The 24577-nt window shown below is 59.8% G+C and carries 24 protein-coding genes, 1 tRNA gene and 1 pseudogene; 7 read left to right on the top strand and 19 right to left on the bottom strand.

Features of this window, described 5'->3' with window-relative positions:
• Nucleotides 1-37 precede the first annotated feature (37 nt).
• The 8 genes from ppx to ABNW52_RS14515 form a co-directional block, all read right to left on the bottom strand.
• Complete coding sequence (gene ppx / locus ABNW52_RS14550) at nt 38-1531, bottom strand: exopolyphosphatase (protein WP_386108091.1); 1494 nt, start codon at nt 1529-1531, stop codon at nt 38-40.
• A gap of 82 nt (nt 1532-1613) precedes the next feature.
• A complete protein-coding gene (gene phoU, locus ABNW52_RS14545; RefSeq protein ID WP_349589237.1) occupies nt 1614-2327 on the bottom strand; it encodes a phosphate signaling complex protein PhoU in 714 nt (237 codons plus the stop codon).
• Between the two features lie 125 nt (nt 2328-2452).
• Complete coding sequence (rpiA, locus tag ABNW52_RS14540; RefSeq protein ID WP_349589235.1) at nt 2453-3115, bottom strand: ribose-5-phosphate isomerase RpiA; 663 nt, start codon at nt 3113-3115, stop codon at nt 2453-2455.
• Nucleotides 3116-3186: 71 nt separating this feature from the next.
• On the bottom strand, nt 3187-3675 hold the full coding sequence (gene ispF / locus ABNW52_RS14535) for a 2-C-methyl-D-erythritol 2,4-cyclodiphosphate synthase (protein ID WP_349589233.1): 489 nt from the start codon (nt 3673-3675) through the stop codon (nt 3187-3189).
• A 61-nt stretch (nt 3676-3736) separates the two neighbouring features.
• Entirely contained in the window at nt 3737-4417 is a 681-nt protein-coding gene (gene ispD / locus ABNW52_RS14530) for a 2-C-methyl-D-erythritol 4-phosphate cytidylyltransferase (RefSeq protein WP_349589231.1), read from the bottom strand.
• Nucleotides 4418-4428: 11 nt separating this feature from the next.
• Entirely contained in the window at nt 4429-5157 is a 729-nt protein-coding gene (gene dnaQ / locus ABNW52_RS14525) for a DNA polymerase III subunit epsilon (protein ID WP_349589228.1), read from the bottom strand.
• Nucleotides 5158-5181: 24 nt separating this feature from the next.
• Entirely contained in the window at nt 5182-5625 is a 444-nt protein-coding gene (gene rnhA, locus ABNW52_RS14520) for a ribonuclease HI (protein WP_349589226.1), read from the bottom strand.
• Nucleotides 5618-6379: a class I SAM-dependent methyltransferase gene (locus ABNW52_RS14515; protein ID WP_349589224.1), complete on the bottom strand. Its 762-nt coding sequence runs from the start codon at nt 6377-6379 to the stop codon at nt 5618-5620. The genes rnhA and ABNW52_RS14515 overlap by 8 nt, the downstream gene beginning before the upstream one ends.
• Between ABNW52_RS14515 and gloB the strand changes: the two genes are divergently transcribed.
• Entirely contained in the window at nt 6378-7151 is a 774-nt protein-coding gene (gene gloB, locus ABNW52_RS14510) for a hydroxyacylglutathione hydrolase (RefSeq protein WP_349589222.1), read from the top strand. The two genes, ABNW52_RS14515 and gloB, sit on opposite strands and share 2 nt — an antisense overlap.
• 144 nt (nt 7152-7295) lie before the next feature.
• On the top strand, nt 7296-9347 hold the full coding sequence (locus ABNW52_RS14505; protein ID WP_349589219.1) for a LysM peptidoglycan-binding domain-containing protein: 2052 nt from the start codon (nt 7296-7298) through the stop codon (nt 9345-9347).
• Nucleotides 9348-9442: 95 nt separating this feature from the next.
• Here ABNW52_RS14505 and dtd read toward each other — a convergent pair whose 3' ends face one another.
• Nucleotides 9443-9895 carry a D-aminoacyl-tRNA deacylase gene (gene dtd, locus ABNW52_RS14500; RefSeq protein ID WP_349589216.1) on the bottom strand — a complete coding sequence of 151 codons (453 nt, stop codon included), beginning with the start codon at nt 9893-9895 and terminating at the stop codon, nt 9443-9445.
• 66 nt (nt 9896-9961) lie between these two features.
• Between dtd and yaaA the strand changes: the two genes are divergently transcribed.
• Nucleotides 9962-10741 (top strand): peroxide stress protein YaaA, encoded by a 780-nt coding sequence (yaaA, locus tag ABNW52_RS14495; protein ID WP_349589214.1) that lies wholly within the window; start codon nt 9962-9964, stop codon nt 10739-10741.
• 47 nt (nt 10742-10788) lie between these two features.
• On the opposite strand, the gene ABNW52_RS14490 is transcribed toward yaaA, so the two are convergent.
• A complete protein-coding gene (locus ABNW52_RS14490) occupies nt 10789-11784 on the bottom strand; it encodes a 2-hydroxyacid dehydrogenase (protein ID WP_349589212.1) in 996 nt (331 codons plus the stop codon).
• A gap of 210 nt (nt 11785-11994) precedes the next feature.
• Between ABNW52_RS14490 and ABNW52_RS14485 the strand changes: the two genes are divergently transcribed.
• The 3 genes from ABNW52_RS14485 to ABNW52_RS14475 all read left to right on the top strand — a co-directional run bounded on the left by ABNW52_RS14485 (nt 11995) and on the right by ABNW52_RS14475 (nt 15778).
• Complete coding sequence (locus tag ABNW52_RS14485) at nt 11995-13569, top strand: methyl-accepting chemotaxis protein (protein ID WP_349589210.1); 1575 nt, start codon at nt 11995-11997, stop codon at nt 13567-13569.
• Between the two features lie 627 nt (nt 13570-14196).
• Entirely contained in the window at nt 14197-14448 is a 252-nt protein-coding gene (locus ABNW52_RS14480; protein WP_349589208.1) for a helix-turn-helix domain-containing protein, read from the top strand.
• A 1-nt stretch (nt 14449) separates the two neighbouring features.
• Nucleotides 14450-15778: a type II toxin-antitoxin system HipA family toxin gene (locus ABNW52_RS14475; protein WP_349589206.1), complete on the top strand. Its 1329-nt coding sequence runs from the start codon at nt 14450-14452 to the stop codon at nt 15776-15778.
• Nucleotides 15779-16660: 882 nt separating this feature from the next.
• Here ABNW52_RS14475 and ABNW52_RS14470 read toward each other — a convergent pair.
• From ABNW52_RS14470 to ABNW52_RS14455, 5 genes and pseudogenes are all read right to left on the bottom strand, one after another.
• Nucleotides 16661-17278, bottom strand: coding sequence for a hypothetical protein (locus ABNW52_RS14470; RefSeq protein ID WP_349589205.1), 618 nt, complete (start codon nt 17276-17278; stop codon nt 16661-16663).
• Nucleotides 17279-17561: 283 nt separating this feature from the next.
• Nucleotides 17562-17918, bottom strand: coding sequence for a hypothetical protein (locus tag ABNW52_RS14465; RefSeq protein WP_349589202.1), 357 nt, complete (start codon nt 17916-17918; stop codon nt 17562-17564).
• Nucleotides 17919-18184: 266 nt separating this feature from the next.
• A complete protein-coding gene (locus ABNW52_RS14460) occupies nt 18185-19441 on the bottom strand; it encodes a hypothetical protein (protein ID WP_349589199.1) in 1257 nt (418 codons plus the stop codon).
• Between the two features lie 14 nt (nt 19442-19455).
• Nucleotides 19456-19509, bottom strand: a pseudogene (locus ABNW52_RS18575) (hypothetical protein); the annotation flags it as partial.
• A gap of 1 nt (nt 19510) precedes the next feature.
• The gene (locus ABNW52_RS14455; RefSeq protein ID WP_349589196.1) at nt 19511-19735 is read right to left on the bottom strand and encodes a hypothetical protein; all 225 of its coding nucleotides are present in this window, start codon (nt 19733-19735) and stop codon (nt 19511-19513) included.
• Nucleotides 19736-19889: 154 nt separating this feature from the next.
• Between ABNW52_RS14455 and ABNW52_RS14450 the strand changes: the two genes are divergently transcribed.
• Nucleotides 19890-20114, top strand: coding sequence for a helix-turn-helix domain-containing protein (locus ABNW52_RS14450; protein WP_349589194.1), 225 nt, complete (start codon nt 19890-19892; stop codon nt 20112-20114).
• A gap of 308 nt (nt 20115-20422) precedes the next feature.
• Here the strand turns inward: ABNW52_RS14450 and ABNW52_RS14445 are convergent.
• The 4 genes from ABNW52_RS14445 to ABNW52_RS14430 form a co-directional block, all read right to left on the bottom strand.
• A tRNA-Met gene (locus tag ABNW52_RS14445) sits at nt 20423-20499 on the bottom strand.
• A gap of 72 nt (nt 20500-20571) precedes the next feature.
• Nucleotides 20572-20757, bottom strand: a complete 186-nt coding sequence (locus ABNW52_RS14440) for a hypothetical protein (protein ID WP_349589191.1) — start codon at nt 20755-20757, stop codon at nt 20572-20574.
• Between the two features lie 302 nt (nt 20758-21059).
• A complete protein-coding gene (gene metG / locus ABNW52_RS14435; protein ID WP_349589188.1) occupies nt 21060-23129 on the bottom strand; it encodes a methionine--tRNA ligase in 2070 nt (689 codons plus the stop codon).
• An 83-nt stretch (nt 23130-23212) separates the two neighbouring features.
• Nucleotides 23213-24463 (bottom strand): MFS transporter, encoded by a 1251-nt coding sequence (locus tag ABNW52_RS14430; protein WP_349589185.1) that lies wholly within the window; start codon nt 24461-24463, stop codon nt 23213-23215.
• Between the last annotated feature and the right edge of the window lie 114 nt (nt 24464-24577).

Genomic DNA, 24577 nt, shown 5'->3' with positions numbered 1-24577 from the left:
CCGGTACCCGGCGGCCGGAGTGGCCGCCTACCCAGGCTTATTCGCCGCGCATTTCCAGTGCCACGCCGATGTCGCGCCACTGGCCGATTTCCTGCTTGAACGCCGCGGTGGTCAGCGGGTTGGCCGCCAGCCAGGCTTTACCCACCGTCAGCGCGTAGCCGTTGAGGGTGCGGCGCAGGCCGTGGATGGCATCGACTTCCACCGGGTTGCGGCTGCGGCAGAACAGCGCCGCCAGACGCAGCGCCAGCACCGCCGGCCACAGTGTCTCGTCGCCCACTTCGCGCAGCATCTTGCCCATGTCACCACGGTGCCCCAGCACGATGGTGGCCAGCACGCTCTGCTCGCGGCGCGAGAAGCCCGGCATGTCGGCATTGTTGAGGATGTAGGCGGAGTGCTTGTGATAGGCGGTGTGCGCAATCGACAGCCCGATCTCGTGCACCCGTGCCGCCCAGATCACCCGCTTGAGCATGTCCTCGTCCAGCGGTTCACCCGCCACCATGCGATACAACCGCTCGGCCAGCCGGGTCACCCGTTCGGACTGCGCGGTATCGACGTGATAACGGCGCTTGAACTGGGCAATGGTGGAATCACGCATGTCCTTCTCCCGCTGGCGACCAAGCAGGTCGTACAGCACGCCGTCGCGCAGCGCGCCATCGGTAACGATCATGCGCTCGACCGCCAGCGACTCGAACACCGCGATCATGATCGCCAGCCCGCCCGGCAACACCGGCGCGCGGTCGGCCTTCAGGCCGTTGATGGCGATATTGCGGATATCGCCGCAGCGCAGCAGCGCCTCGCGCAGCCGCTTCATGCCGGCCAGGGTGATCTCGCCGCCAAACCAGTCGTTGATTTCCATGATGTCGCGCAGCGAGCGCGCGGTGCCGGAGGTACCGACCGCCAGCTGCCACTCGCTGAGCGGATACTGATGCGCAATGCGCTGGATCTCGTTGCGTGCGGCCAACTCGGCGTCACGGAAGGCGTTCTTGCTGATCTTGCCATCCACGAAGAAGCGCTTGCTGAAGGTAACGCAGCCCAGCGGCAGGCTCTCGGTCACATGCGCCTTGTACTGGCTGCCGATGATGAACTCGGTGGAGCCGCCGCCGATGTCCACCACCAGCCGCCGCTCCTTGGTGGCCGGCAGCGTATGCGCGGCGCCCAGGTAGATCAGGCGAGCCTCTTCGCGGCCGGCGATGATTTCGATGGGGAAGCCCAGCAGGCGCTCGGCTTCCACGATGAAGGCCGGCGCGTTCTTCGCCACCCGCAGCGTATTGGTGCCCACCACGCGTACCTGCTTCGGATCCAGCCCGCGCAGTCGCTCGCCAAAACGCGCCATGCATCCCAGGGCACGGGCCAGCGTTTCTTCATCCAGCGTCTTGTCTTCTTGCAAACCGCCGCCCAGGCGTACGGTTTCTTTGAGGGAATCGAGGGTATACAGCTGGTCATCTACCACACGGGAAATCTGCAGCCGGAAGCTGTTGGAACCCATGTCCACGGTAGCCAGCACGTCAAACGGGGGCGTGACGGTACTCAAAAAGCTCACCCCTTGTCAGAGATTGGTTGAATAAAAAAACGGCGGTAACAATGTTACCGCCGTTCGCTAGGGTGGTGCACGCTTATTGGGCGGCATCGCCCAGCGATTCGCGCTTCTTTTCTTCCAGCGAGGTATGGCGGATGTCCTTGCCCTTCACCAGATACACCACGTATTCCGAGATGTTCTTGGCGTGATCGCCGATGCGCTCGATGGCCTTGCACAGGAACAGGGTATCGATGGAGGTGCTGATGGTGCGCGGGTCTTCCATCATGAAGGTGATCTGCGCACGCAGCTCGGAGGAGTAATCCTGGTCCAGCAGCACGTCCTCCTCCGCCAGCTCCACCGCGGCGGTCGGGTCCAGGCGGGCAAAGGCGTCCAGCGCGCGATGCAGCATGGCGATGGCGGTTTCCGCCATCTTGGACGCCTCGCGGAAGCGCGGCGCCGGCATGCGCGAGCCCTGGCACAGGTCGCGGCCAACCCGGGCGATCTTCTGCGCTTCGTCGCCGATGCGCTCCAGATCGGTAATGGTCTTGATCACCGTTACCACCATGCGCAGGTCGCTGGCCGCCGGCTGGCGACGCACGATGATGTGCTGGCAATCTTCATCAATCTGCACTTCCAGCGCATTGACCTTGGCATCGTCGGCGATCACACGCTCCAGGCGCGCCACATCGCCCTCTTGCAAGGCGTCCATGGCGGCGCGGATCTGCTGCTCTACCAGCCCGCCCATCTGCAACACACGGGTGCGGATGGTTTCGAGCTCCAGGTCATACTGTTTGGAAAGATGTTCGGGCATGTCAGACCTCGGTCAGAATTTCGACGTAACGACGTAGCGTAACCCAGCTTTGTGACAGGCAGATTGCAACCCATGCGACAAGGCCGCCCCGCAGGACAGCCCAGGTAGCCGGCAACCTCACCGGCTTAGCGGTATTCCTTCACCCCATCCGGCGTGCCCAGCAGCAGCACATCGGCGCGGCGGGCGGCGAACAGGCCATTGGTGACCACGCCCACGATCTGGTTGATCTGCTGTTCCAGCTTCACCGGCTCGGCAATCTGCAGGCCGTGCACGTCCAGGATGATGTTGCCGTTGTCGGTGGTGACCCCCATGCGCCATTCCGGATGTCCGCCCAGCTTCACCAGCTCGCGCGCCACGTGGCTGCGCGCCATCGGAATCACTTCCACCGGCAGCGGGAAGCTGCCCATCATCGCCACGTACTTGCTGCTGTCGGCAATGCAGATGAACTGCTGCGCCACCGCGGCCACGATCTTCTCGCGCGTCAGCGCCGCGCCGCCGCCCTTGATCATGTGCAGCTGATGGTTCACCTCGTCGGCACCATCCACATACACCGGCACTTCGTCCGGACCGACGCTGTTCAGATCCAGCACCGGGATGCCGATCTCTTTCAGCCGCTTGGTGCTGGCTTCGGAGCTGGACACCGCGCCCTTGATGCGGCCCTTGATCTTGGCCAGCTCATCGATAAAGAAATTGACGGTGCTGCCGGTGCCGACGCCGACGATGCAGTCATCCGGTACAAACTTGATGGCGGCTTGCGCCACTTGCTGTTTCAGCTGGTTCTGGTCCATGAATCACTCCGCGGGTTTCAGGTGTTTAGTGTTTTTTGAATCGCTTGATGCGGCCAACGTTGCGGCCAGGACTACCCCGCCGCCGGCACCAGCAGGCACACCGCCTGGGTTTCTATCGCCTCGGCACGGCCGAGGTAGCCCAGCTTCTCGTTGGTCTTGCCCTTCACATTGACGCAGCCGACATCGATGTCCAGCAGCGCGGCGATGCGCGCGCGGATGGCATCGATGTGCGGCGCCAGCTTGGGCGCCTGGGCAATGATGGTGCTGTCCACGTTCAGCAGCTGCCAGCCGGCGGCGCGCACCCGGCGCATGGCCTCCTGCAGCAGCACCCCGCTGTCGGCGCCCTTGAAGGTCGGATCGGTATCCGGAAAGTGGCGGCCGATGTCGCCCAGCGCCGCCGCACCCAGCACTGCATCGGTAATCGCATGCAGCAAGGCATCGGCATCCGAGTGCCCGAGCAGGCCCTTGTCGTGCGGGATGGTCACGCCGCCAAGGATCAGCGGCCGCCCCTCCACCAGCCGGTGCACGTCGTAGCCCTGACCAATGCGAAACGGTGTCATGTTCAAATCCTTTATGTTGGCCGCAGCGCTCAGCACCACCAGCTGTGCGGTGACAAATCCGCTAGCCGCGCGCGGCAAGAATCGCCGCCGCCAGCGCCAGATCGCCCGGCCAGGTCACTTTAAAATTCTGCGCCTCGCCCACCACCAGCCGCGGCGCGTGACCCTGCAGCTCGATAGCGGAGGCTTCGTCGGTAATCGCCGGGTTGGCCGCATCCGCCAGCGCGTTGGCCAGCAGCCCGGCACGGAACATCTGCGGCGTCTGCGCCAGCCACAGACCGTCGCGCGGCACGGTGGCGCTAATGCGCCCGCCGGCATCGCCCTGCTTCACGGTATCGGCCACCGGCTGCGCCAGAATGCCACCGACGGCATCGTCGCCAATGTCGGCGATCAGCCGTGCCAGCGCCTGCGGTGACAGGCAGCAGCGCGCGGCGTCGTGCACCAGCACCCAGTCGTCCGCCGCCGGCTGCAGCGCCGCCAAGCCGTTGGCCACGCTTGCGGCGCGGCTGGCACCACCGACGCGCAGTACGGTCAGCTTGGGCTGCGGCCAGTCGAAGCTGTCGAACCACTCGTCACCCGGCGAGATCACCACCGCCACCTGGTCGATGGCGGAGTTGGCCACCAGCACTGCCAGCGTGTGCGCCAGCAAGGGTTGGCCGCCGATGTCCAGGTACTGTTTGGGGGTAGCCGAGCCGAAGCGGCTGCCGTGGCCGGCCGCCGGCACCAGCGCGATGCGTCGGGTCATATTGGCTGCGCTCAAGCCGGCTGCTCGCTGGGCGGGTTTTCGATGCTGCGCCACAGGCAGCTGCCCTTGACGCTTTTATCCAGGGTATCGAGGTATTCCTGATGCGCGGCCAACTCCTCGGCCGACGCCGCCAGCACGGTCAGCGGCTTGCGTTCGAAGCGGTAGCCTTGCCCGCGGCTGCCGTCGGCATTGTCACCGTAGCCGATGTCCATCATCAGGCTTTCCTGACCGCGGGTCATCCACAGGTAGACCTCGGACAGCAGCTCGCAGTCGATCAGCGCGCCGTGGAAGGTACGGTTGCTGCGGTCGATCTCGAAGCGGTCGCACAGCGCATCCAGGCTGTTGCGCTTGCCGGGGAAGGTATCGCGCGCCATCGCCAGCGTGTCGGTCACCAGCGCACACTGCTTGTTCACCAGCGGCAGCCCCAGACGGTTGAACTCGGCATTCATGAAGCCGACGTCGAACGGCGCGTTGTGGATGATCAGCTCGGCATCGGCGATGAATTCGCACAGCTCGGCGGCAACGTCGCGGAACTTCGGCTTGTCGGCGAGAAAATCCAGCGAGATGCCATGCACGCGTTCGGCGTCCGGATCGATGTCGCGCTCCGGGTGCATGTACAGGTGCAGGTGGCGGCCGGTGAGCTTGCGGTTCACCATTTCCAGGCCGGCAAATTCGATGATGCGGTGGCCCTGGTTGGGGTCCAGCCCGGTGGTTTCGGTATCGAGAATGATCTGGCGCATAAATGTTCTACAAGGTTGGCCGCATCAGCGCAGGCTGGCGACGCCGGCATTGGCCAGCTGGTCGGCACGTTCGTTGAATTCGTGGCCGGCATGGCCCTTGACCCAGCGCCAGTCCACCTGGTGCCGGTTGCGCAGCTCGTCCAGCTGCTGCCACAGGTCGGCGTTCTTCACCGGCTCCTTGTTGCTGGTGATCCAGCCGCGTTTCTTCCAGCCGTGAATCCACTCGCTGATGCCTTTTTGCACATACTGCGAGTCGGTGTGCACCACGATGCGGCACGGGCGTTTCAGCACTTCCAGCCCGCGGATCACCGCGGTGAGTTCCATGCGGTTGTTGGTGGTATTGGGCTCGCCACCGTACATTTCCTTTTCCTGCCCCTTGTAGCGCAGCAGTACGCCCCAGCCGCCGGGGCCGGGGTTGCCCTTGCAGGCGCCGTCCGGGTAGATCTCGACGATAGTGTCGTCAGCCATGTGGTATCTCGTCCTGCACAGATTGATTAACGGGGTGGCGCTCGTTGCCGCCGGCGACCATCAGGCCGCTGCCGGCCTTGGCCGGCTTCCAGTTGGGCATGATCAGCCGCATGCCGCGCTGGCGCTTGACGGCCTCGATGCCGTAGACACCCGCCAGCATCGGCCAGCAGCGCCCGCCGATACTGTCCATGAATTGCCAGCGTGCCAGCCAGTCGGCGCGCGCGAAAGGCGGCGAGTATGCCATGAAGGCGTTGCCGGTGGGTTCCAGTTGCAGCAGGGCGAGCCAGTCGCGAATGCGTGCCGGGCTGAAAAAATTGCCGCTCCACGGTGCATCGCGCTTGCCGCGCAGCAGGCGGCAGATGCCCCACAGCGACACCGGATTGAAACCGGTGAGCACCAGCCGCCCTTCCGGCACCAGCACCCGTTCCGCCTCGCGCAGCACCTGATGCGGCTCGCTGGTAAAATCCAGCGCATGCGGCATCACCAACAAATCCAGGCTGCGGCTGTCAAACGGCAGGAAGGCGGCATCGCAGATCACATCCGCGCCCGCCTCTGGCCCGGCATAGCCATGCCAGGGAATACGGTTGCAGGCCAGAAAGTCGTAGTCGCTGAGCCCGACCTGCACCGCGCGAAAGCCAAACGCATCGGCCACCGCACGGTCGAAAAACACCTGCTCGCGGCACAGCAGGTATTGTCCCAGTTCCGAGCTGGCCAGCCAGTCAGCAAACGCTTCCATTGTTTCGGGGTAACCCATGGCCGACATTATTCGCCTCACACCGGTTTGTGCCTTTGCCGATAATTATATCTGGGTTTTGCACGACACTACCCGCGCCATTGCAGTCGATCCGGGCGACGCTGCCCCGCTGCTGGCGTTCCTGGATGAACACCGGCTGCAACTTGATGCCGTATGGATCACTCACCATCACGCTGACCACATCGGCGGCCTGCCGGCCCTGCTGGCACGTTGGCCGCAGCTGGACATCTACGGTCCGGCGGGCGTGGCGCACATCAACCAGCCGGTGATGGCCGGTAGCGAGGTGCTGGCCTTCGGCCAACCGGCCACGGTGCTGGCCGTGCCCGGGCATACCGCCAACCATCTGGCCTTTTTGTGGGGCAAGCACCTGTTCTGCGGCGATACCCTGTTTGGCGCCGGCTGCGGCCGCATATTCGACGGCACCCCGGCGCAGCTACACCAGTCACTGACGCAACTGGCGGCGCTGCCGGAGGACACGCTGTGCTATCCGGCCCACGAATACACGCTATCCAACCTGCAATTCGCGCTGGCGGTGGAGCCGCACAATCCGGCACTGCAGGCACGCTGGCAGCAGGATCAGGCCAGCCGCAACGCGCAGCGGCCAACCTTGCCCAGCAGCCTGGCACTGGAAAAAGCCAGCAATCCGTTTTTACGTACCAATATCAAGGCAGTAGCAGAGGCCGCCAACCGGCAAGCGGGTAAAGACCTTGCCGATGATGAGGCCATTTTTGCCACACTGCGCGAGTGGAAAAACCACTTTCGACCGGCATAAGTTCACCCCCTGCCGACAAATGATGTTGCCAGCGATAAATATCGACTAAAACACAGAAAAATCATGCTTTAAGGTGAACTTTCGCGTTTGACTGTCCGCCCTTGCGTGTTAGCATCGCCCGATACGGAATACAGGCTCAGGTCCATGAAAAAGCTTACCCCGCTCGCATTGTCGGTTTTCCTCGCATTCGTGCTGTCACCGGCGCACGCCAACAGCAGCAATGTCAGTCTGAACCCGCCGCAACGCAGTGTGGATGATGGTCTGGCCGCCGGCCTCGACATGATGCTGCTCAACAGCAGCCTGCTGCGCAACGGCGACAGCGTGTGGCAGCGCGCCCGCGAAGGCTTCCAGATGGGTGAAGTCAACCCGGAGCTGGTGCGCCAGCACGAGCGCTTCTTCAGCGCCCGCATCGATTACTTCCGCCGTACCGTCGACCGCAGCCGCAAATACCTGTTCTTCATCATGAACGAAGTGGAACGCCGCGGCATGCCCACCGAGATCGCCCTGCTGCCAGTGGTGGAAAGCGCTTTTGTGCCCACCGCCCAGTCCCAGGTCGGCGCGGCCGGCCTGTGGCAGTTCATGCCGGCCACCGGCCGCCAGTATGGCCTGGAACAGACCTGGTGGTATGACGGCCGCCGCGACGTGGTAGAAGCCACCCGCGCCGCACTGGACTACCTGCAGAACCTGTACACCATGTTTGGCGACTGGAGCCTGGCACTGGCCGCCTACAACTGGGGCGAAGGCAATCTGTCGCGCGCCATCGCCAAGGTACGCGCGCGTGGCGAGGTGGAAAGCTACGAAAACATCCAGATGCCGAAGGAAACGCGTAACTACGTGCCCAAGCTGCTGGCGGTGCGCAACCTGCTGCAGGAACCGGAAAAATTCGGCCTGCGCCTGGCGCCGCTGCCCAACAAGCCCTCGTTTGTTGCCGTCGCCACCGGCCGTCACATGAACATCGACATCGCGGCACGTCTGGCCGAGATGTCGGTGGCCGAATTCAAGGAGCTCAACCCGGCGTTCAACCTGCCGGTGTTCGCCCACAAGAACGGCCGCCAGATGCTGCTGCCGGAAAACAAGCTGCACAAATTCGAAACCAATCTGGCCAAGTGGGACAAGCCGCTGCTGACCTGGCAGGTGCATGTACCGGATAGCGATACCAGCGCCAGCGAGCTGGCCAGCCGCTTCGAGATGAACCCGAACGAGCTGATCACCGCCAACAATCTCAAGGCCAGCAACACGCTGCCGGCAGGCCGCCCGGTACTGGTGGCGCTGCATGGCAACGGCAATGCCGCACCGCAGCTGGATGCCACCGATATCGCCGCACCGGCCAGCGAAGCCGCCACACTGGTGGCTTTTGCCGCCAACACCGCCCCCACCCCGGCAACAGTCGCCGCCCCGGTGCAGTCTGTTGCCAGCGTCACGCCAGCCAGCCTGGTCAGCAAGCCGCAAAGCGTCGCCGTCGACAGCAAACCGGCTGAAGCTGCCAAGCCGCCAGTCACTGCCATCGCCAGTGTGGCGCCCACCGTCAAAGCGACTGCAAGCGCGGTGATGGTTGCCGATAGCAAGCCGCAGACGGCCGTGGCCAGCGTTGCCGCCGGCAGCAATGTGCTCGCCGCCGCCAGTCCGGCGCCACGCGTGGTCGACGCCAAGCCGGAAGTACGCAGCGAAGCGCCGCGTGTGGTCATTCGCGTCGACAACAAAGCGGAACGTAGCGAACCGGTGCGCATCATCACCCGCAACGATGGCAACGTTGGCCGCGAGCTGTTGTTGAGCAGCCCGGACCGGGTGGTCACCGCCAGTGCCGGCCTGCATACCGTGGCCGTCGGCGATACCCTGTTCAATATCTCGCGCCGCTACGGCATGACCGTGACCGACCTGAAACAGCTCAACGGCCTGGACGACAATGCCATCAAGCTGGGACAAAGCCTGAAAGTGCTGAGCAGCCTGCCAGCCGCCAGCGCGCTGGCCAGCAGCACAGCCAGCCCGTTGCGCACCGTGTCCTACAGCGTGCGCCAACCGGCAGCGGGCCCGGTACCGACCGATTACGTGGTACAGCGCGGCGATACCGTGTTTAGCATCGCCCGCAAGTTCAGCGTGTCGCACACCGACATCCTGCGCTGGAACGACCCGGATCAGCTGACGCGCCTGCAACCAGGACAGAAAGTCCGCGTGCTGGCGGAGGCCGATGGCCTGTAAGCCATACCAGCCACAAGCACAAGGCCGCAGCATACGCTGCGGCCTTGTGCTTTTTACCCTGCCCGCGCGGCGCTGCCGTCGCGAGTCGTGGCGGCCTACTCCGGCGCCTTGCTATCCAGCCAGATGGTCACCGGACCATCGTTCACCAGCGCCAGCTGCATGTCGGCGCCAAAAACCCCGGTTGGCACCAACTTGTCCAGTGTGGTCTGCATCTGCTGCACAAAGCGCTCGAACAAGGGTTGCGACAGCTCCGGCCGTGCCGCCCGGCTGTAGCCGGGGCGGTTACCTTTCTTGATACTGGCAAACAGCGTGAACTGGCTCACTGCCAGCACATCGCCGCCGGCCTCCAGCACCGAGCGGTTCATCACTCCGTCGGCATCGTTGAAAATGCGCAGCTGGCTGATCTTGCGCACCAACCAGCCGATGTCGTCATCGCCATCGCTGTCCTCCACCCCGACCAGCAATAACAGGCCGGCAGCAATCTGCCCGCTGATCTGCCCTTCCACCGTCACCGATGCCTGTGTCACACGCTGTACCAGAACTCGCATCAATCTCTCCCATCATTGGACGCGACATTCTAAAATGAGCGCCCACCTCCCAGACAAGGATTCGCCATGCTGATGGTCGTTTCGCCAGCCAAAACGCTGGACTACGAGACCCCCGCCCACACTGCGCAGTTCACGCAGCCGGATTTTCTCGCCCACAGTGCCGAGTTGATCAAGGTACTGCGCGCGCAAAGCCCGGTCCAACTGGGCCAGCTGATGGACATCAGCCCGGCGCTGGCCGAACTGAACGTTGGCCGCTACCACGACTGGACACCGGCCTTCACCCCGGCCAATGCCAAGCAGGCGGTACTGGCCTTCATGGGCGATGTCTACGAGGGTCTGGGCGCGGCCAGCCTGTCAGAGCAGGAGCTGCAATGGCTGCAACAGCATCTGCGCATCCTGTCCGGGCTGTATGGCCTGTTGCGTCCGCTGGACCTGATGCAGGCCTACCGTCTGGAAATGGGTACCCGGTTGACCAACCCGCGCGGCAAGAACCTGTACGAGTTCTGGGGCAGCATCGTCACCGACGAGCTCAACCGCCTGCTGGCAGCAGATGAGTTTCCGCAGCTGGTGAACCTGGCCTCGGACGAGTATTTCAAGTCGGTAAAGCCGAAACAGCTGCAAGGCCGGCTGATCACGCCGGTGTTTCAGGATCTGAAAAACGGCCACTACAAGATCATCAGCTTCTACGCCAAGCGGGCACGCGGGCTGATGGCGCGCTGGGCGGTCAAGCATGGCATTGCCGACGCGCAGGCGCTGCTGGATTTCAACGCCGAAGGTTATGCCTTTGCGCCGGAAGCCTCGGACGAAAACACCTGGGTGTTCCGCCGCGATCCGGCGGCACGGTAACCGCCGCAAGGTTGGCCGCCGTGGTGCGCTGCGGCCAACCTTGTCTTTTACAGCCGGACTTCGTTCTCCAGTACGCCGCCGTGGGCAAATACCGTGGCATTGCCCAGCGTGGTGCTGGCGATATTGTGCAGCGCCTCGGCAGTCAAAAAGCCCTGATGCGAGGTGACCAACGCATTGGGAAAGGTCAGCAGCCGCGCCAGCTGGTCGTCCTGCAAGCCGGTACCCGACAGATTCTGGAAGAACACCCCCTCCTCCATCTCGTACACATCCAGCCCGACCCCACCCAGGTGGCCGGATTTCAGCGCCTCGATCAACGCGGCGGTGTCCACCAAGCCGCCGCGGCTGGTATTGATCAGCACGCAGCCCGGCTTCATCGCCGCCAGCGTGCCGGTGTTGATCAGGTGCCGGGTCTGCGGCAACAGCGGCAGATGCAGGCTGACCACGTCGGCCTCGGCCAGCAGCTGCGCCTGTGGCACGTAGCTGAACCCCAGCCGCGCCTCTAGCGTCGCATCCGGCTGCACATCGCTGGCCAGCACCCGCATGCCGAAGCCGCGGGCGATGGCCATGGCCGCCTCGCCGATGCGACCGGTGCCGACCACGCCGAAGGTCTTGCCATGCAGATCGAAGCCCACCAGACCGTCCAGCGAGAAATCCATCTCCCGCACCCGCACATAGGCCTTGTGGATGCGGCGGTTCACCGCCAGTAGCAGGGCAAAGGCATGTTCGGCCACCGCGTGCGGCGAATAGGCCGGCACCCGCGCCACTTTCAGGCCGTGCCGGGCGCAGGCGGCCAGATCCACGCCGTTGTAGCCAGCACAACGCAACAGCACCAGCTTGACCCCCACTGCGGCCAACCTGGCCACCACCGCGGCGTCCAGGCGGTCATTCACAAACGGGCACACCGCGTCGAAGCCGGCCGCCAGCTCTACCGTGGCGGCATTCAGCCGCGGCTCGAAATACTGCAGCTCGTGCTGCGCCACCAGGTTGGCCGCATCCAGCGCCAGGCGGTCATAGTGTTTGGTATCGAAAACGGCGATCTTCATCCGGCTAACTCCTGATAATTCGTCCCGCAAACGCAACAGCATACACCAGGCCAGCGATGAGAACGCCTAGACTAACCATGGTAAAAGCCGCGCTATTTATAAGCCTTTACTAACGAATGGCAACCGGTTGACTTTGATCAAATGGATAAGCGGCCAGCACCCGGCCCCGTCGATATGATGCGCAGCTGTCACTGTCAGCCAGGTTAGGTCATGAAAAAGAATTTACCGGTAAGCGGCGTGGAAACCCCATTCGAATCGGGCATTATCGTTACCCGTACCGACCTTAAAGGTGCGATCAGTTATGCCAACGATGCATTTGTCGCCATTTCCGGCTTTAGTCGGGATGAGCTGCTCGGGCAAAACCACAATATCGTCCGCCACCCGGACATGCCGCCGGTGCTGTTCGACGACCTGTGGCGCACCATCAAGAGCGGCCACTGCTGGCGCGGGCTGGTGAAGAACCGCTGCAAGAACGGCAATCACTACTGGGTGGATGCCTTCGTGGTGCCGATCAAGGAAAAAGGTCAGATCAGCGGCTATATGTCGGTACGCAGCCCGGCCACGCGGGAAGCCATCCGTCAGGCGGAAGCCAGCTACCCGCCGCTGCTGCAGGGCGCGCCGCTGCGCAAGCCGGCACCGCGCCGCCGCCTGCTGGCGCATTTCCAGACCCTGTACGCCGTCGGCATGACCAGCCTGGCCACCGGCGCCGGCCTGCTGCTGGACGGTACCGCCGGCTGGACGCTGGCCGCCGGCGCGATCGCGCTCAGCGGCGGCTGGTGGTGGCTGGAGCAACGGCGGCGACGGGAACAGCAGCGCCTGCTGAGCGCCTGCTTCAATATTGCCGAAGGCAAGCTCACCAATACGCTGGACATCGATGCCGCCGGCGAGTTGGGGCAGCTGGAAACCGCGCTAGCCTACATGCAGGTCCATCTGAAAGTGATGCTGGACGATGTGCAACTGACCGCCCACGAAGTAGCCGGAGAAACCGATCGCATGCAGCACACGATTGCCGATATCCACCAGCGCATGGCGGCAGCCAACAGCAGCGTGCTGCAGATGAGCGCCTCTATCGAGGAACTGTCCGCCTCGATCGAGCAGGTATCGCAGAATGCCGCCGAAACCGCCGAATTGAGCTTGCACTCTCAGCAGCAACTGCAGCACGGCGCCGCCGAGATGGAGACTGCGCACCAGCGTGGCGCCGTCGCCGCCGGCACGGTGGAAAGCACGCAGGGCGTGATTACCGAACTCACCACCGCCATCACCGGCATTACCGTGGTGACGCAGACCATTCATGACATTGCCGAGCAGACCAATCTGCTGGCTCTGAACGCCGCCATCGAGGCCGCACGGGCGGGCGAATTCGGCCGTGGTTTTGCCGTGGTAGCGGATGAAGTACGCAAACTGGCGGAGCGCACCAGCAGCAGCACCGATGAAATCAACACCCTGGTCGCCAACGTACGCGGCGCAGCGGACAGCACGGTAGGCGCCATCGCCAGCATCACCAGCCAGACCCGCGCCGGGCTGGAGGCACAGCAGCGCACCAGCACCCAGCTGCATGCCGTGCGTGGCGATGTCGGCAACGTGAACGGCATGATGCAGGAAATTGCCAGTGCCAATGCCCAGCAATCGGCCAGCGCCACCCATCTGGCCGAGCGCATGACGCACATCGCCGCCCAATTCGAAGAGTCGCATCAGCATATCGATGCCGCCAACCAGACCATTCGCGTGCTGGCGCGGCAAGCCTGCAACCTGGCACAGCTGGCCGGCCATTTCGAAGTAAGCTGAAACCCGCAGACGGTGCATGCCGTCTGCGCGGCATGCCGCACAATGCAAAAAGCCGCAGGTCCAGAGGACTTGCGGCTTTTACGTATTTGGTTGCGGGGGCAGGATTCGAACCTACGACCTTCGGGTTATGAGGGCCAATTTTCACCGTCACCAATATCACCACCAAATCACAAACTCCTTAAATAGCATTGGATACCAAATACTTACAGAAAACCACCTTAAGCTCCCTCGGCTGCCACCACATGTGAGTGGCGCGTAAAAGGTGTCACACTTTTTTGGGGTGATTTGCAGGTCTTTTGACCTTCGGTCTGCCGTTTTTCCTGCCTCCCCCTTCGCTTCGGCTTGGCAGCAACACACAGTGCGCCGCTGACAATATCCCGGCCACCACTACCCAGATCCGCAGAGCTCAGACACTATGTAGCAGCCCCAACTGACGGGAAACCAGGCCGGGCAGATTGGCCGCACCGCCTCTCCAACACAACCACAAGTAATCGCAACCAGGTCCTTGCAAAACTAACCTGAACTCTCACACCCCATATGTTGTAAATACAAAATACAGCACATAAGTTGTATTTTTTGTTTACAACTCATAGTATGTATGACAGCCATCATGCAGAACCAGAGACCATGCACTATCCCATCATCACTCCGGAACAGTTACCCGCCATGTTGCGCGGCCTTCGACAGAGCGCCGGGCTGACCCAGGCGCAGCTGGCAGAACGGGTTGGCATCAGCCAACAAAGTTATGCGCGACTGGAAGCGCGCCCTGCCGCAGCCAGCGTGGAGCGCCTAAGCAAACTGCTACGCGCACTGGATGCGGAGCTGGTGATACATACGCGTGATGATAAACAGGCAGTAGTCAGCGACGAGGCATGGTGAGATGGGCCGCAAAAGTCACCGGCAACAGCTGAATGTGTGGATGAATGGCCTGCTGGTCGGCGAATGGGCTCTCACCCGCAACGGCGAAACTTTCTCCTACCACAACAGCTGGCTCAACCACCCACAAGCGCGACCACTGTCACTATCGTTGCCGTTTTTGCCCGGCAATGCCGTCTATCGTGGCGCAGTGGTCAACGCCTATTTCGATAACCTGCTACCAGATAGCGATACCATCCGCCGCCGTCTGGCACAACGCTACCGGCTAAGCGACAGCGCGTCGTTTACCCTGCTGGCGGCGCTAGGTCGCGACTGTGTGGGTGCACTACAACTGTTACCGGAAGACGAAACACCACAAGACTTGCAGAGCATCACCGGCGAGCCCCTAGAAGAGGCTGACATCGCTAACCTACTGCGACAAACGGTACAATCTGAATTATCAGGTCAGATAGCCCCCGACGCTGACTTGCGCCTGTCCATCGCTGGGGCGCAAGAAAAAACCGCACTGCTATATCACGATGGCCTCTGGCAACGCCCACTGGGCAGCACACCCACCACTCATATCTTGAAACTGCCACTGGGGCTGGTAGGTGGCATGCGGGCCGACATGCGCAGTTCGGTCGAGAACGAGTGGTTGTGCGCGCAGCTGGTCGCCGCATTCGGCCTACCGGTAGCCCGGTGCGACATCGCCCGCTTTGAAGAACAGAAAGTACTAGCTGTCGAACGCTTTGACCGACGTCTGTCCACCAACGGCAGCTGGTTGATACGCCTGCCACAAGAAGACCTCTGCCAAGCCACGGCCACTCCGCCCCACCTCAAGTACCAGAGCGATGGAGGCCCAGGCATTGCACGCATCCTCGATATTCTAGCAGGATCAGAAAACAGCGAAGCCGACCGTCGTCAGTTCTTCAAGGCTCAAGTGGTGTTCTGGTTGTTGGCCGCCACCGACGGTCACGCCAAGAACTTCAGTCTGTTACATCTGCCGGGAGGTCGTTACCGTGCCACACCGCTATACGACATTCTGTCCGCACATCCCGTCATCGGCCATGGCGCCGGCAAAATTGCGCCGCAAAAAGCCAAGCTCGCGATGGCAGTACGCGGGCACAGCAACCACTACCTGATCGATCGCATCAAACCACGCCACTGGCTAGCGCAAGCGCATAGCAGCGGCCTGACCGAAGCGTGGGCCAAGGATCTGCTAAGCGAATTGGCAGATTGCACAGATAGGGTCTTGCATGAAGTTGAGAGCAAACTCGCGCTAGATTTTCCTGCTGATGTGGCCGAAGCTATTTTTGACGGCATACGACGCCAACGAGACAAATTGGCAGCCTGACATGGCTGATCATCTCACCACAGTCGGGAAAGCAGAGATTTATATTGGTCGAAAGCGAGGTTAAAGTACTTGAGTCGCTCGCGGCCGACTATAGAATATACATAATGGTAAAGATCAGGAGTTGCTATGTGGAAATTTCCGGTCCCCAGTGAGCGTGAACCAGCCTCGCAGACAGCCCACCAAGGGAGTCAGGCCAAGCTTGTTACCGCCTTTGGTCAGCCGCAACGTATCACCCCGGCGGCGAAACCAGATCCGCGCTTTGCACCAAAGCTTGCACAGTGGCGGGTTAAGTAAGCCATGACCCTCTGCAGAGATACTTGAAGTTCTACTTTCTGTGTTGATCTCGACGCTAAGCTACTTCCTTGGGGGAGCAGCGATGGCCAGGTAATTACACAAAATGAAGATAGCCCAGCCCCCCCGACTAGCCTTCTTTGCTTAGTGATAAAGATTGAACGATGACAAGCCGACAAACCCCAAAACAAGCCCCCCTACTCCCGATGTCAGCTCAAGATGCACTAGCATTTGTTATAGATGGTCGCCAAGTTGACCATGCTGCAATAAGAAAAATCGGGGATGTGATCTCTGGCAAGCCGGTAGCACAGCGACTGCCGCGAAAAAAACGATCGAAGTCATAATCTGCTCTCCTATGCATTATTGCCGTTGCCCAGAAAGCAAACAGGGGGAAGTGCCTTCACCTTATTCTTGAACAGCACCTTTCGGTAGTACAACACCCTTTCGCCTCACAATCTCGAAGCACAGGGCCGTTCATACCATCACAAACCCGCCCCATCGCTTCAGCCGTCTCCTCAGAGAAAATCAGGACTAGAGGACTTATTCTGCCCCAAGCCCAACACCGCCTATATTGATCAACCGCATTCGCAGTTATGCACCACGCGCCAGAGATGGGAAGCCTTGGTAATAAGATGCAAATTCTGGATTGGGCAGTGTACCGCGAAGCAATGTACCCTTCGGCTCAACGTAACTATGGATGATCCTTTGCGGCTCTTCGTGCCAACCGATATTGAAGGCACAAAGCCTGGGGAAGAACTGAAGCTGGCTGTAGGACAGGTGGTTATGAACCCAGTAGGCCATGGCTCGCCAATCGGTGCCCGCCTCATACCGCTCGAGGAACCAAGGAACGACCACACAGGCCATGGCCCCATACTTCCCATTCTTGTCTGGGCAATCCCAGATGTGTGCCGCTGCGTTGCTTTCATTCGACCCGCAATTGTGGCCCTTTTCATTTCCAAGAGCATTGACGGTTGGCGATCGGTAGGCTGATCGAATGGCGATGCGGCCAAAAGTGGCCTGCAAGGGCTCAAGGAGTTCCTCACATAGATGCTTGCCGTTCTGGATAGCAAGATCAGGGTTATCAGGAATGTTCGGTACACCGTAAAAATTGCTGATCTCGCTATACAAGAAGTCGCGCATAAAGAACGTGCGCGACAACCGAACGCGGCCAAGGCTTTCGAGCGCCTCAACAGACTGTGGGCTGCGCATAGTTTCTCCTCCTGGACGCTTAACATCGAAATTAACCCACGGGCCGGCGATAAGACCGTACTGTCCGGTTGCCCTCCACTTTCCTAGATAACTTTTGGCTAACTCAGCAGCGGACGTAGTCACACATGCTTGTGGCAGTCCGCCTTGACCGAACTTTCCCCATTTAGGCTAACGCAGCGTCAAGTGGTCGACCAGAACGGACCCTATCATGCCAAATGGAATAATTGCTTTCACTTTAAAAGCCACAGAAAAATGCATCTAGTAAACGAAGGAAGTTTTAATATTACTCTTTTGGCTTGGCAGTAATAGTTAGGGTCTGTGTGCGGGGGTCAATTTCATATTTGACCACCTCAAACACATAATCATCAAAACGAATGTAGCGATGAAATCCATCCCCACCATCACTAAGCAGAGCCATTACCTCTCTTGGACTAAAAGCCAAATCTTTAACAATTCCTTCATGCCCCCTCAAGGAAACATGAATTTTCCCTTGACCATTATTTGAAAACATCTGCAAATACTCTGGATAATGCATTTTACCTTCCACAACATAAAAATGGCTTAATATGCATTTCTCAAAACCACAAAAAATCAATACATATTTAGCCAAAACTTGGAAAACACACACTCCCAATAACATCTATGATCACACTTTACATTAAAGCCGCTGGGGTCTTTCTACAAATCTTAAGTATTAATTACCCATATTTTATACAACTACATATGTGGCCGCCCCACTATGAAAACAGCCCATCAATCAAATAGGCATTGCCATCTATTTTAAATGAAGCGATCTACCATATCATCGCCCCTGAGTATCTCTTTAAGCTCGCTGAAAAACCAAATATTTTTACTCTTAAAAAATTGAGTCAATAACAGAATAGCCAAGCAAACCAGTCAGACGAATCATAAAAACTTGATAAAAACTAGCGTCGCATGGGGCGCATAGCCAAATACACTCCCAGACATATTAGCTACTGCATCTATTTGCTGATCAATACTGGCATGAAAGTCAAAAAACTCCCGACCCGCAGTTGCCCAGTAAGAAACCCCTTGATCAAGGCAGATTCGAACTTGTTCGCCGCTTGCAAAAGATAGGAACAACTCTCGGGCATGTGGTATTTTTCCAACCACAGGATCCGCCATCATAGCCAGGCCTGCATATTCGAAAATACCTGTCAGTACCTGATTGCGAATTTCCTCATCACTCCAGTCATGGTGTCTAAATTGGCTCGCACTGTTCCTTGCTGTGGCGGTAATGTGCGGACGAGAGAATGTACTGGTTCGCAGATCAATAGTGGGCAGCCCCTTCTCACCAGCAGGGGTTTTACCAAGCGCATACAAAAACTCCAACAGCAAAGCCAATACCAAAGGAGATCTAAGGTAGCGATCAGAGTAGCTAATTGCCGTAATAGCATTCTGCTCATCGTTAAGCAACGCCGCCAACTTTGGTGTCTGGCTACATAAATACCCCCACAACCGGCTACCGAATCCCTGCAAGGCACCATTACACTCGGACTGGACTATCAACTGCTGATCTTGTTGAGCGTTCAACTGCAGGGCGTCAGGGACAACAGTAGCCAAAGCTGGCCAACCGTCCAGCCGCCCCTCAATGACATGAATGCCGTCTTGACTTTGGCCCCATGACTCATCGGGGACCAGGGAGAAATTGCTATTGACGGCCCACGCATGTACTACCCCTTGCGTAGAGCGTGCCAACACCGCCAGTTTCAGCTGTTTGCTCTCCAAACGTTTTGCGGATGTTGTGAACAGCGACAGACCCAACTCAGTCAGCGCAAGCAGTTTTCGGCGGCTACCTTCATCGAGTTTGGTCAAGTGCTCAGTTGGTAACATTAAAGACAGCTTGTAGCCAAAAGATAGCCCGTGTCGTAGCTGAGCAAACAAGCTATTAGCCACCGGGATGTCCCAGTCAGACAACTCACCCTCAGGCCAAAACAGTATCTCAGCCCCGGGGTTGTCCTGCTGAAACTGTCTCAAAGCTTCAGCCAACTCGCCAATTGCAAGCTGGCTGGTAACACCAAATAGCTTCAACTCCTCTGGCAGCGCCATGGCATTCAGCCAGGATGCATCGAGAAACTCGATGGCCTTGAGCCTGTCCAGCGAGTCGACATGATGTTGGGTAACCGTGTTTGCTCCCTGCACCTGACACCCTGGTAGTGAAAGTCCAGATACAGCTTCCCCGTCTCCTTTCGTACTCTCACCTGCCCCATATCATGCCCCCTGTCCTGCAGTCGGCATGGCAATCGTGTCTACCGCTTCAGTCAACATATCCGATTCAATGTTTTCCCAGATGAAGAGCATCTTGCGGCGACCAAATGGCCGTACGTAGTGCCGCCCTTCAAATAGGCACGTATCTACCAGTTGTGTGCGGATGGTACGAGCGTTGTACTGAATTCGCTCGGCAAGTTGTGTAGTAGTAAGATAGGTGTGCGACATGATCTAATCCTTTGAGCAATTCATTGATCGAATGCTAAGAAATATTAGCGTTCGATCAAAATTTAGCGCACCAAAGAGATCGTTTCAAGTAGCTTTTGATTATTTTTTTTAGCTTTTGGTGATTTATATGATCAGATTTCGCGTCAAGGAGCTCATGGCAGAGAAGGAGTTCAAAGAAGGCAGGCGCATCACCATCGCAGAAGTTGCTGAAGCATGCGGAATCAACAGAATGACATTGTCAAAAATTGCAGGTCAGCGCGGTTACAGTACCGTCACGGACAACCTCGACCGACTGTGTCGCTACTTCAGCTGTGAGATCGGCGAACTAGTTGTTTACATTCCCGAAGATGTCACAACAGAGGACTCTTCCGAAAGCTAGCCCAGACGTGGTCTTCCACAAAATTCTCTGTGACAGAACGCCCAGCCAAAGAAGCTAAACAGCGCTGTACAAATACAGAAAGACTGAAAAGTAAGGACACTTAAGGTGCTGCACCACGCTCGGTGCGTGACTACGAAAAAGACGAGAAGGCTGTTCATCCCCAAAGGTCAGTTTGTTGACCCCTCTGTCACAGACTAGTGCTTGGAGTTGGCACAGATCTGTCACAACGTAGATTTGTGACAGTTTTAGGTAAGCTGAAAATGCGAAGAACCTGATTCAGTTCTTCAATTGAATCAGGTTCTTGTATTTGGTTGCGGGGGCAGGATTCGAACCTACGACCTTCGGGTTATGAGCCCGACGAGCTACCAGACTGCTCCACCCCGCGGCAGAGAAGACCAATAATACCCAACCCCCGTGGGTACGTCAAGCTATTTGTCGAAAAACTTTACTGGCCGGCTCAGGCGGCGATCTGCACGTAGGCGTTGGCCGGGTACAGCACGCTTTCCAGCCCTGCCGGCGTACGCATGGTGATTTCGTAACGGCGACCGATGGCGCGCACGGTCACGACTTCAAAACGCAGGGTTTCACCGTTGTCGGTGGTTTCCAGGATGTTATGGCCTGGCAGCAATTCATTGATTCGCATGATTTCTTCCTTACATTGTCATTCTTGTTATGAACATTGGTACTGAATGATAGATTAACTCAACAAGGTACTGGCTTACGATTGAATTGACCATACGTAGTTTCACTGGGTTCCCGCCTTGCGCTGGCGCAACTTTTCGGCACATACCGTTGCCAGCGCTGACGGCACCGGCAACACGCGTGGTCGTCGTATCGGTCGCTACAACAGCAGCTTAGCGATGGCAGATGACAGCGCCGTGACAGGTGCAAACAAAACGCCCCGCAATGCGGGGCGTTTTGCAGACAGCCGGCAGGTGTTGCGGTTTAACCGATTCGCATACCCGGCTGGGCACCGTCGTCGGCGTCCAGCAGGAACAGGCCGGAGCCATCTTCCACGCCGGAGGCGCACACGATCATGCCCTGCGACACGCCAAAGCGCATCTTGCGCTCGGCCAGGTTGGCCACCACGATCACCTTGCGGCCAACCAGCGCTTCCGGCTGCTGATAGGCAGCGCGGATGCCGGAGAAGATGTTGCGGGTTTCAAAACCCAGGTCGACGCTGAACTGCAGCAGCTTGTCGGAACCGTCCACGAAGTTGCAGGCCAATACCTTGCCGACGCGCAGGTCCAGCTTGGCGAAGTCGTCGATCTTGATGGTGTCGGCCAGCGGCTCGTAGTTGGCCGCAGCGGCCGGTGCTTGTGCTTCCATGCTCTGTTTGTTCGCTTCGATGAGTTTGTCGATCAGCACCGGGTCGATGCGCTGCATCAGGTGCTGGTACGGTTTGATGTGGTGGTTCAGCAGCAATTGCTGCGCATCGGCCCACTGCAGCGGTTCGATGTTGAGGAACACTTCCACGCTTTCGGCCAGCTTCGGCAGCACCGGCTTCAGGTAGATGGTCAGCAGGCGGAAGGCGTTGATCAGCACGCTGCACACTTCGTGCAGGCGCGCGTCCTGACCTTCCTGCTTGGCCAGATCCCACGGCTTGTTGGCATCGACGTAGCCGTTGACGATGTCGGCAATCGACATGATCTCGCGCAGCGCCTTGGCGTATTCGCGCGCCTCGAAGGCGGCGGCGATGTTTTCCGCTTCACCCGCGATATTGCCCAGCAGGCGGGTTTCGTCTTCAACGTTGGCCGCCAGCAGGCCGCCGAAGCGCTTGGAGATGAAACCGGCGGCACGGCTGGCGATGTTGACGTACTTACCCACCACGTCGGAATTCACCCGCGCCACGAAGTCGGCCAGGCTCAGGTCGATGTCTTCGATACGGCCGTTGAGCTTGCCGGCGATGTAGTAGCGCATCCACTCCGGGTTCAGGCCGCAGTCGAGGTAGCTCTTGGCGGTGATGAAGGTGCCGCGCGACTTGGACATCTTCTGGCCATCCACAGTCAGGAAGCCGTGGGCAAACACGCCGGTCGGCGCGCGGTAGCCGGCGAACTTCAGCATCGCCGGCCAGAACAGCGCGTGGAAGTACAGGATGTCCTTGCCGATGAAGTGGTACATCTCGGCGTCGGAATCGGCGCGGAAGTAATCATCAAAATCGATGCCGCTGCGTTCGCACAGGTGCTTGAAGCTGGCCATGTAGCCGATCGGCGCGTCCAGCCACACGTAGAAGTACTTGCCCGGCGCATCCGGGATCTCGAAGCCGAAATACGGCGCATCGCGGCTGATGTCCCAGTCCTGCAGGCCGCCCTCGATCCACTCGTTCATTTTGTTCAGCGACTCGGGCTGCAGGTGCGGCTGGCTGACGCCGTCGGCGCGCACGCTGCTGCCGCTGGTCCAGCCCTTGAGGAAGTCCACGCACTCGCCCAGGCGGAAGAAGAAATGCTCGGAGGTCTTCAGCACCGGGGTGGCGCCGGACACGGCCGAGTACGGGTTCTTCAGCTCGGTGGGGTTGTAGGTGGCGCCGCACACTTCACAGTTGTCGCCGTACTGGTCCTTGGCGTTGCACTTCGGGCATTCGCCCTTCACGAAGCGGTCCGGCAGGAACATCTGCTTTTCCGGGTCGAACAGCTGCTCGATAGTGCGGCTGACGATCTTGCCGTCAGCCTTCAGCGTCTTGTAGATGTGCTCGGCGAAGTGTTTGTTCTCCGGCGAGTTGGTGCTGTAGTAGTTGTCGTAGCCGATGTGGAAGCCGGTGAAGTCGGCCAGGTGCTCGGTCTTCACGCGTTCGATCAGCTGCTCCGGGGTGATGCCCTGCTTTTCCGCCGCCAGCATGATCGGCGCGCCATGGGTGTCGTCGGCACACACGTAATGGCAATCATGACCACGCATCTTCTGGAAACGCACCCAGACGTCGGTCTGGATGTGCTCGAGCATGTGGCCAAGGTGAATGGCGCCGTTGGCGTACGGCAATGCGCTGGTTACCAGAATCTTGCGTTTGCTGGCTTTGGTCATTGGGTGCATCCCGGTTGGTATTCTGAAAACGGTCGATTATAGCGGCAAAGGTTGGCCGCATCAGCATGCGGCCAACCTTTGGCTTATATCCCTTGCGGCAGTAGGTCCGGGTCGGCACGCTCGGCCATCGCCCGTTTTACCTGCGGGCGCGCCAGCCACACGAAGCCCAGCGCGGTGCAGACCGACAGCAGCGCAAAGCCGGTAATGCCGCCCGCCAGATAGCCCCAGCGGAACAGCTCGATCCCCAGCGCGTAGCCGGCCATCGACAGCATGCTCATGCCGGCGGAGACGATGCCCTTGGCCTGCGGGCTGGCGGTAAGCGCGAAACGGTACAGCACGCCGAACGACAACCCCTCACCCAGCGCCATCAGAGACATACCCAGCACCAGGAACACATGCTGCTGGCCGCCGTACAGCACGCCGGCCAGCATCAGCAGCAGGCCACCCACCAGTGGCCACATGCCCACCAGCACCGATCGCCCCAGCGGCCAACGTTCCGCCACCAGCGCCAGCAGCAGGTTGCCGCCGATCAGCCCGGCGAACACCGGCAGCTGCCACAGGCCGTATTCCAGCGCCGACAGGTGCAGGTCTTCCACCAGCAGTAGCGGTGACAGCGCGATCCACGCCATCAGCGGCATCGCCAGCAACGGGATGCACAGCGCCGAGCGGACAAAGCGGCCATCGCGCAGCAAACGGGTATAACCGTGCCACAGCGCACGCGGCGTCAGCTTCACCGCCGCCGATGGCTGCACCGTTTCCGGCATCTTCCACCACAGCCCCAGCAGCGCCAGCAGCGAGCACAGTGCGATCAGCAAAAAGCCGGTGCGCCACGGCGCCAGTGTGATCAGCGCCGCGCCGGCCAGCGGGCCGGCCAAGGGAGCGATCAGCGCCACATTGGCCATCAGCGCGGTCACGCGCACCGCGGTGTTTTCGGCATACGCCTCCTGGATGGCGGCATAGCCGACGGCATTGATGAAGCACAGCCCGAAGCCCTGCAGCACGCGCAGCAACATATAACTGTGGATGTCGCTGACCAGATAGGTGGCCAGGCAGCTGGCGGTAAACCACGCCACGCCGAACAACAGCACCGGGCGACGGCCATAGCGGTCGGACAGCGGGCCGGACAGCCACGGCAGCAGTGCGCCGCCCAGCAGGTAGGCGGTCATCGACAGCGGCACCCAGGAGGCATCGACGCCGAATTCCTGCACCACCTGCAGCATGGCCGGCTGCGCCATGTCGTTACCGATGTAGACGGCAAACTCGAACAACACCAGCGCCAGCGGAAACAGCAGCGTGGCCAGGTTCAAACGGGAAATCTTTTCTTGCTGACTCAAAACTCGACCTCGGGACAAAAGCCAACGGGGCGCTGCTAACGCCCCGGTCTTTTGGAAAAAAAGGGGCGGATTCTACGACAAATCAGCTACTTAGCCAAGCCACAACGCAAACGC

Source organism: Vogesella oryzagri, from assembly GCF_040148885.1.
Taxonomy (GTDB): domain Bacteria; phylum Pseudomonadota; class Gammaproteobacteria; order Burkholderiales; family Chromobacteriaceae; genus Vogesella; species Vogesella oryzagri.
The sequence above is the reverse complement of the archived record's forward strand: the minus strand, read 5'-3'. Positions and strand labels throughout refer to the sequence as shown.

Excerpts from the sequence above, each read along its gene's own strand:
- ABNW52_RS14465 (WP_349589202.1), bottom strand. The coding sequence starts at position 17,918 with ATGTTATTGGGAGTGTGTGTTTTCCAAGTTTTGGCTAAATATGTATTG.
- metG (WP_349589188.1), bottom strand. The coding sequence starts at position 23,129 with ATGACCAAAGCCAGCAAACGCAAGATTCTGGTAACCAGCGCATTGCCG.
- rnhA (WP_349589226.1), bottom strand. The coding sequence starts at position 5,625 with ATGGCTGACGACACTATCGTCGAGATCTACCCGGACGGCGCCTGCAAG.
- ABNW52_RS14450 (WP_349589194.1), top strand. The coding sequence starts at position 19,890 with ATGGCAGAGAAGGAGTTCAAAGAAGGCAGGCGCATCACCATCGCAGAA.
- yaaA (WP_349589214.1), top strand. The coding sequence starts at position 9,962 with ATGCTGATGGTCGTTTCGCCAGCCAAAACGCTGGACTACGAGACCCCC.
- ABNW52_RS14475 (WP_349589206.1), top strand. The coding sequence starts at position 14,450 with ATGGGCCGCAAAAGTCACCGGCAACAGCTGAATGTGTGGATGAATGGC.
- ABNW52_RS14480 (WP_349589208.1), top strand. The coding sequence starts at position 14,197 with ATGCACTATCCCATCATCACTCCGGAACAGTTACCCGCCATGTTGCGC.
- ABNW52_RS14490 (WP_349589212.1), bottom strand. The coding sequence starts at position 11,784 with ATGAAGATCGCCGTTTTCGATACCAAACACTATGACCGCCTGGCGCTG.
- rpiA (WP_349589235.1), bottom strand. The coding sequence starts at position 3,115 with ATGGACCAGAACCAGCTGAAACAGCAAGTGGCGCAAGCCGCCATCAAG.
- ABNW52_RS14440 (WP_349589191.1), bottom strand. The coding sequence starts at position 20,757 with ATGCGAATCAATGAATTGCTGCCAGGCCATAACATCCTGGAAACCACC.
- ABNW52_RS14455 (WP_349589196.1), bottom strand. The coding sequence starts at position 19,735 with ATGTCGCACACCTATCTTACTACTACACAACTTGCCGAGCGAATTCAG.
- gloB (WP_349589222.1), top strand. The coding sequence starts at position 6,378 with ATGGCCGACATTATTCGCCTCACACCGGTTTGTGCCTTTGCCGATAAT.
- dnaQ (WP_349589228.1), bottom strand. The coding sequence starts at position 5,157 with ATGCGCCAGATCATTCTCGATACCGAAACCACCGGGCTGGACCCCAAC.
- ABNW52_RS14505 (WP_349589219.1), top strand. The coding sequence starts at position 7,296 with ATGAAAAAGCTTACCCCGCTCGCATTGTCGGTTTTCCTCGCATTCGTG.
- ABNW52_RS14515 (WP_349589224.1), bottom strand. The coding sequence starts at position 6,379 with ATGGGTTACCCCGAAACAATGGAAGCGTTTGCTGACTGGCTGGCCAGC.
- ABNW52_RS14485 (WP_349589210.1), top strand. The coding sequence starts at position 11,995 with ATGAAAAAGAATTTACCGGTAAGCGGCGTGGAAACCCCATTCGAATCG.
- ispD (WP_349589231.1), bottom strand. The coding sequence starts at position 4,417 with ATGACCCGACGCATCGCGCTGGTGCCGGCGGCCGGCCACGGCAGCCGC.
- dtd (WP_349589216.1), bottom strand. The coding sequence starts at position 9,895 with ATGCGAGTTCTGGTACAGCGTGTGACACAGGCATCGGTGACGGTGGAA.
- ABNW52_RS14470 (WP_349589205.1), bottom strand. The coding sequence starts at position 17,278 with ATGCGCAGCCCACAGTCTGTTGAGGCGCTCGAAAGCCTTGGCCGCGTT.
- phoU (WP_349589237.1), bottom strand. The coding sequence starts at position 2,327 with ATGCCCGAACATCTTTCCAAACAGTATGACCTGGAGCTCGAAACCATC.
- ispF (WP_349589233.1), bottom strand. The coding sequence starts at position 3,675 with ATGACACCGTTTCGCATTGGTCAGGGCTACGACGTGCACCGGCTGGTG.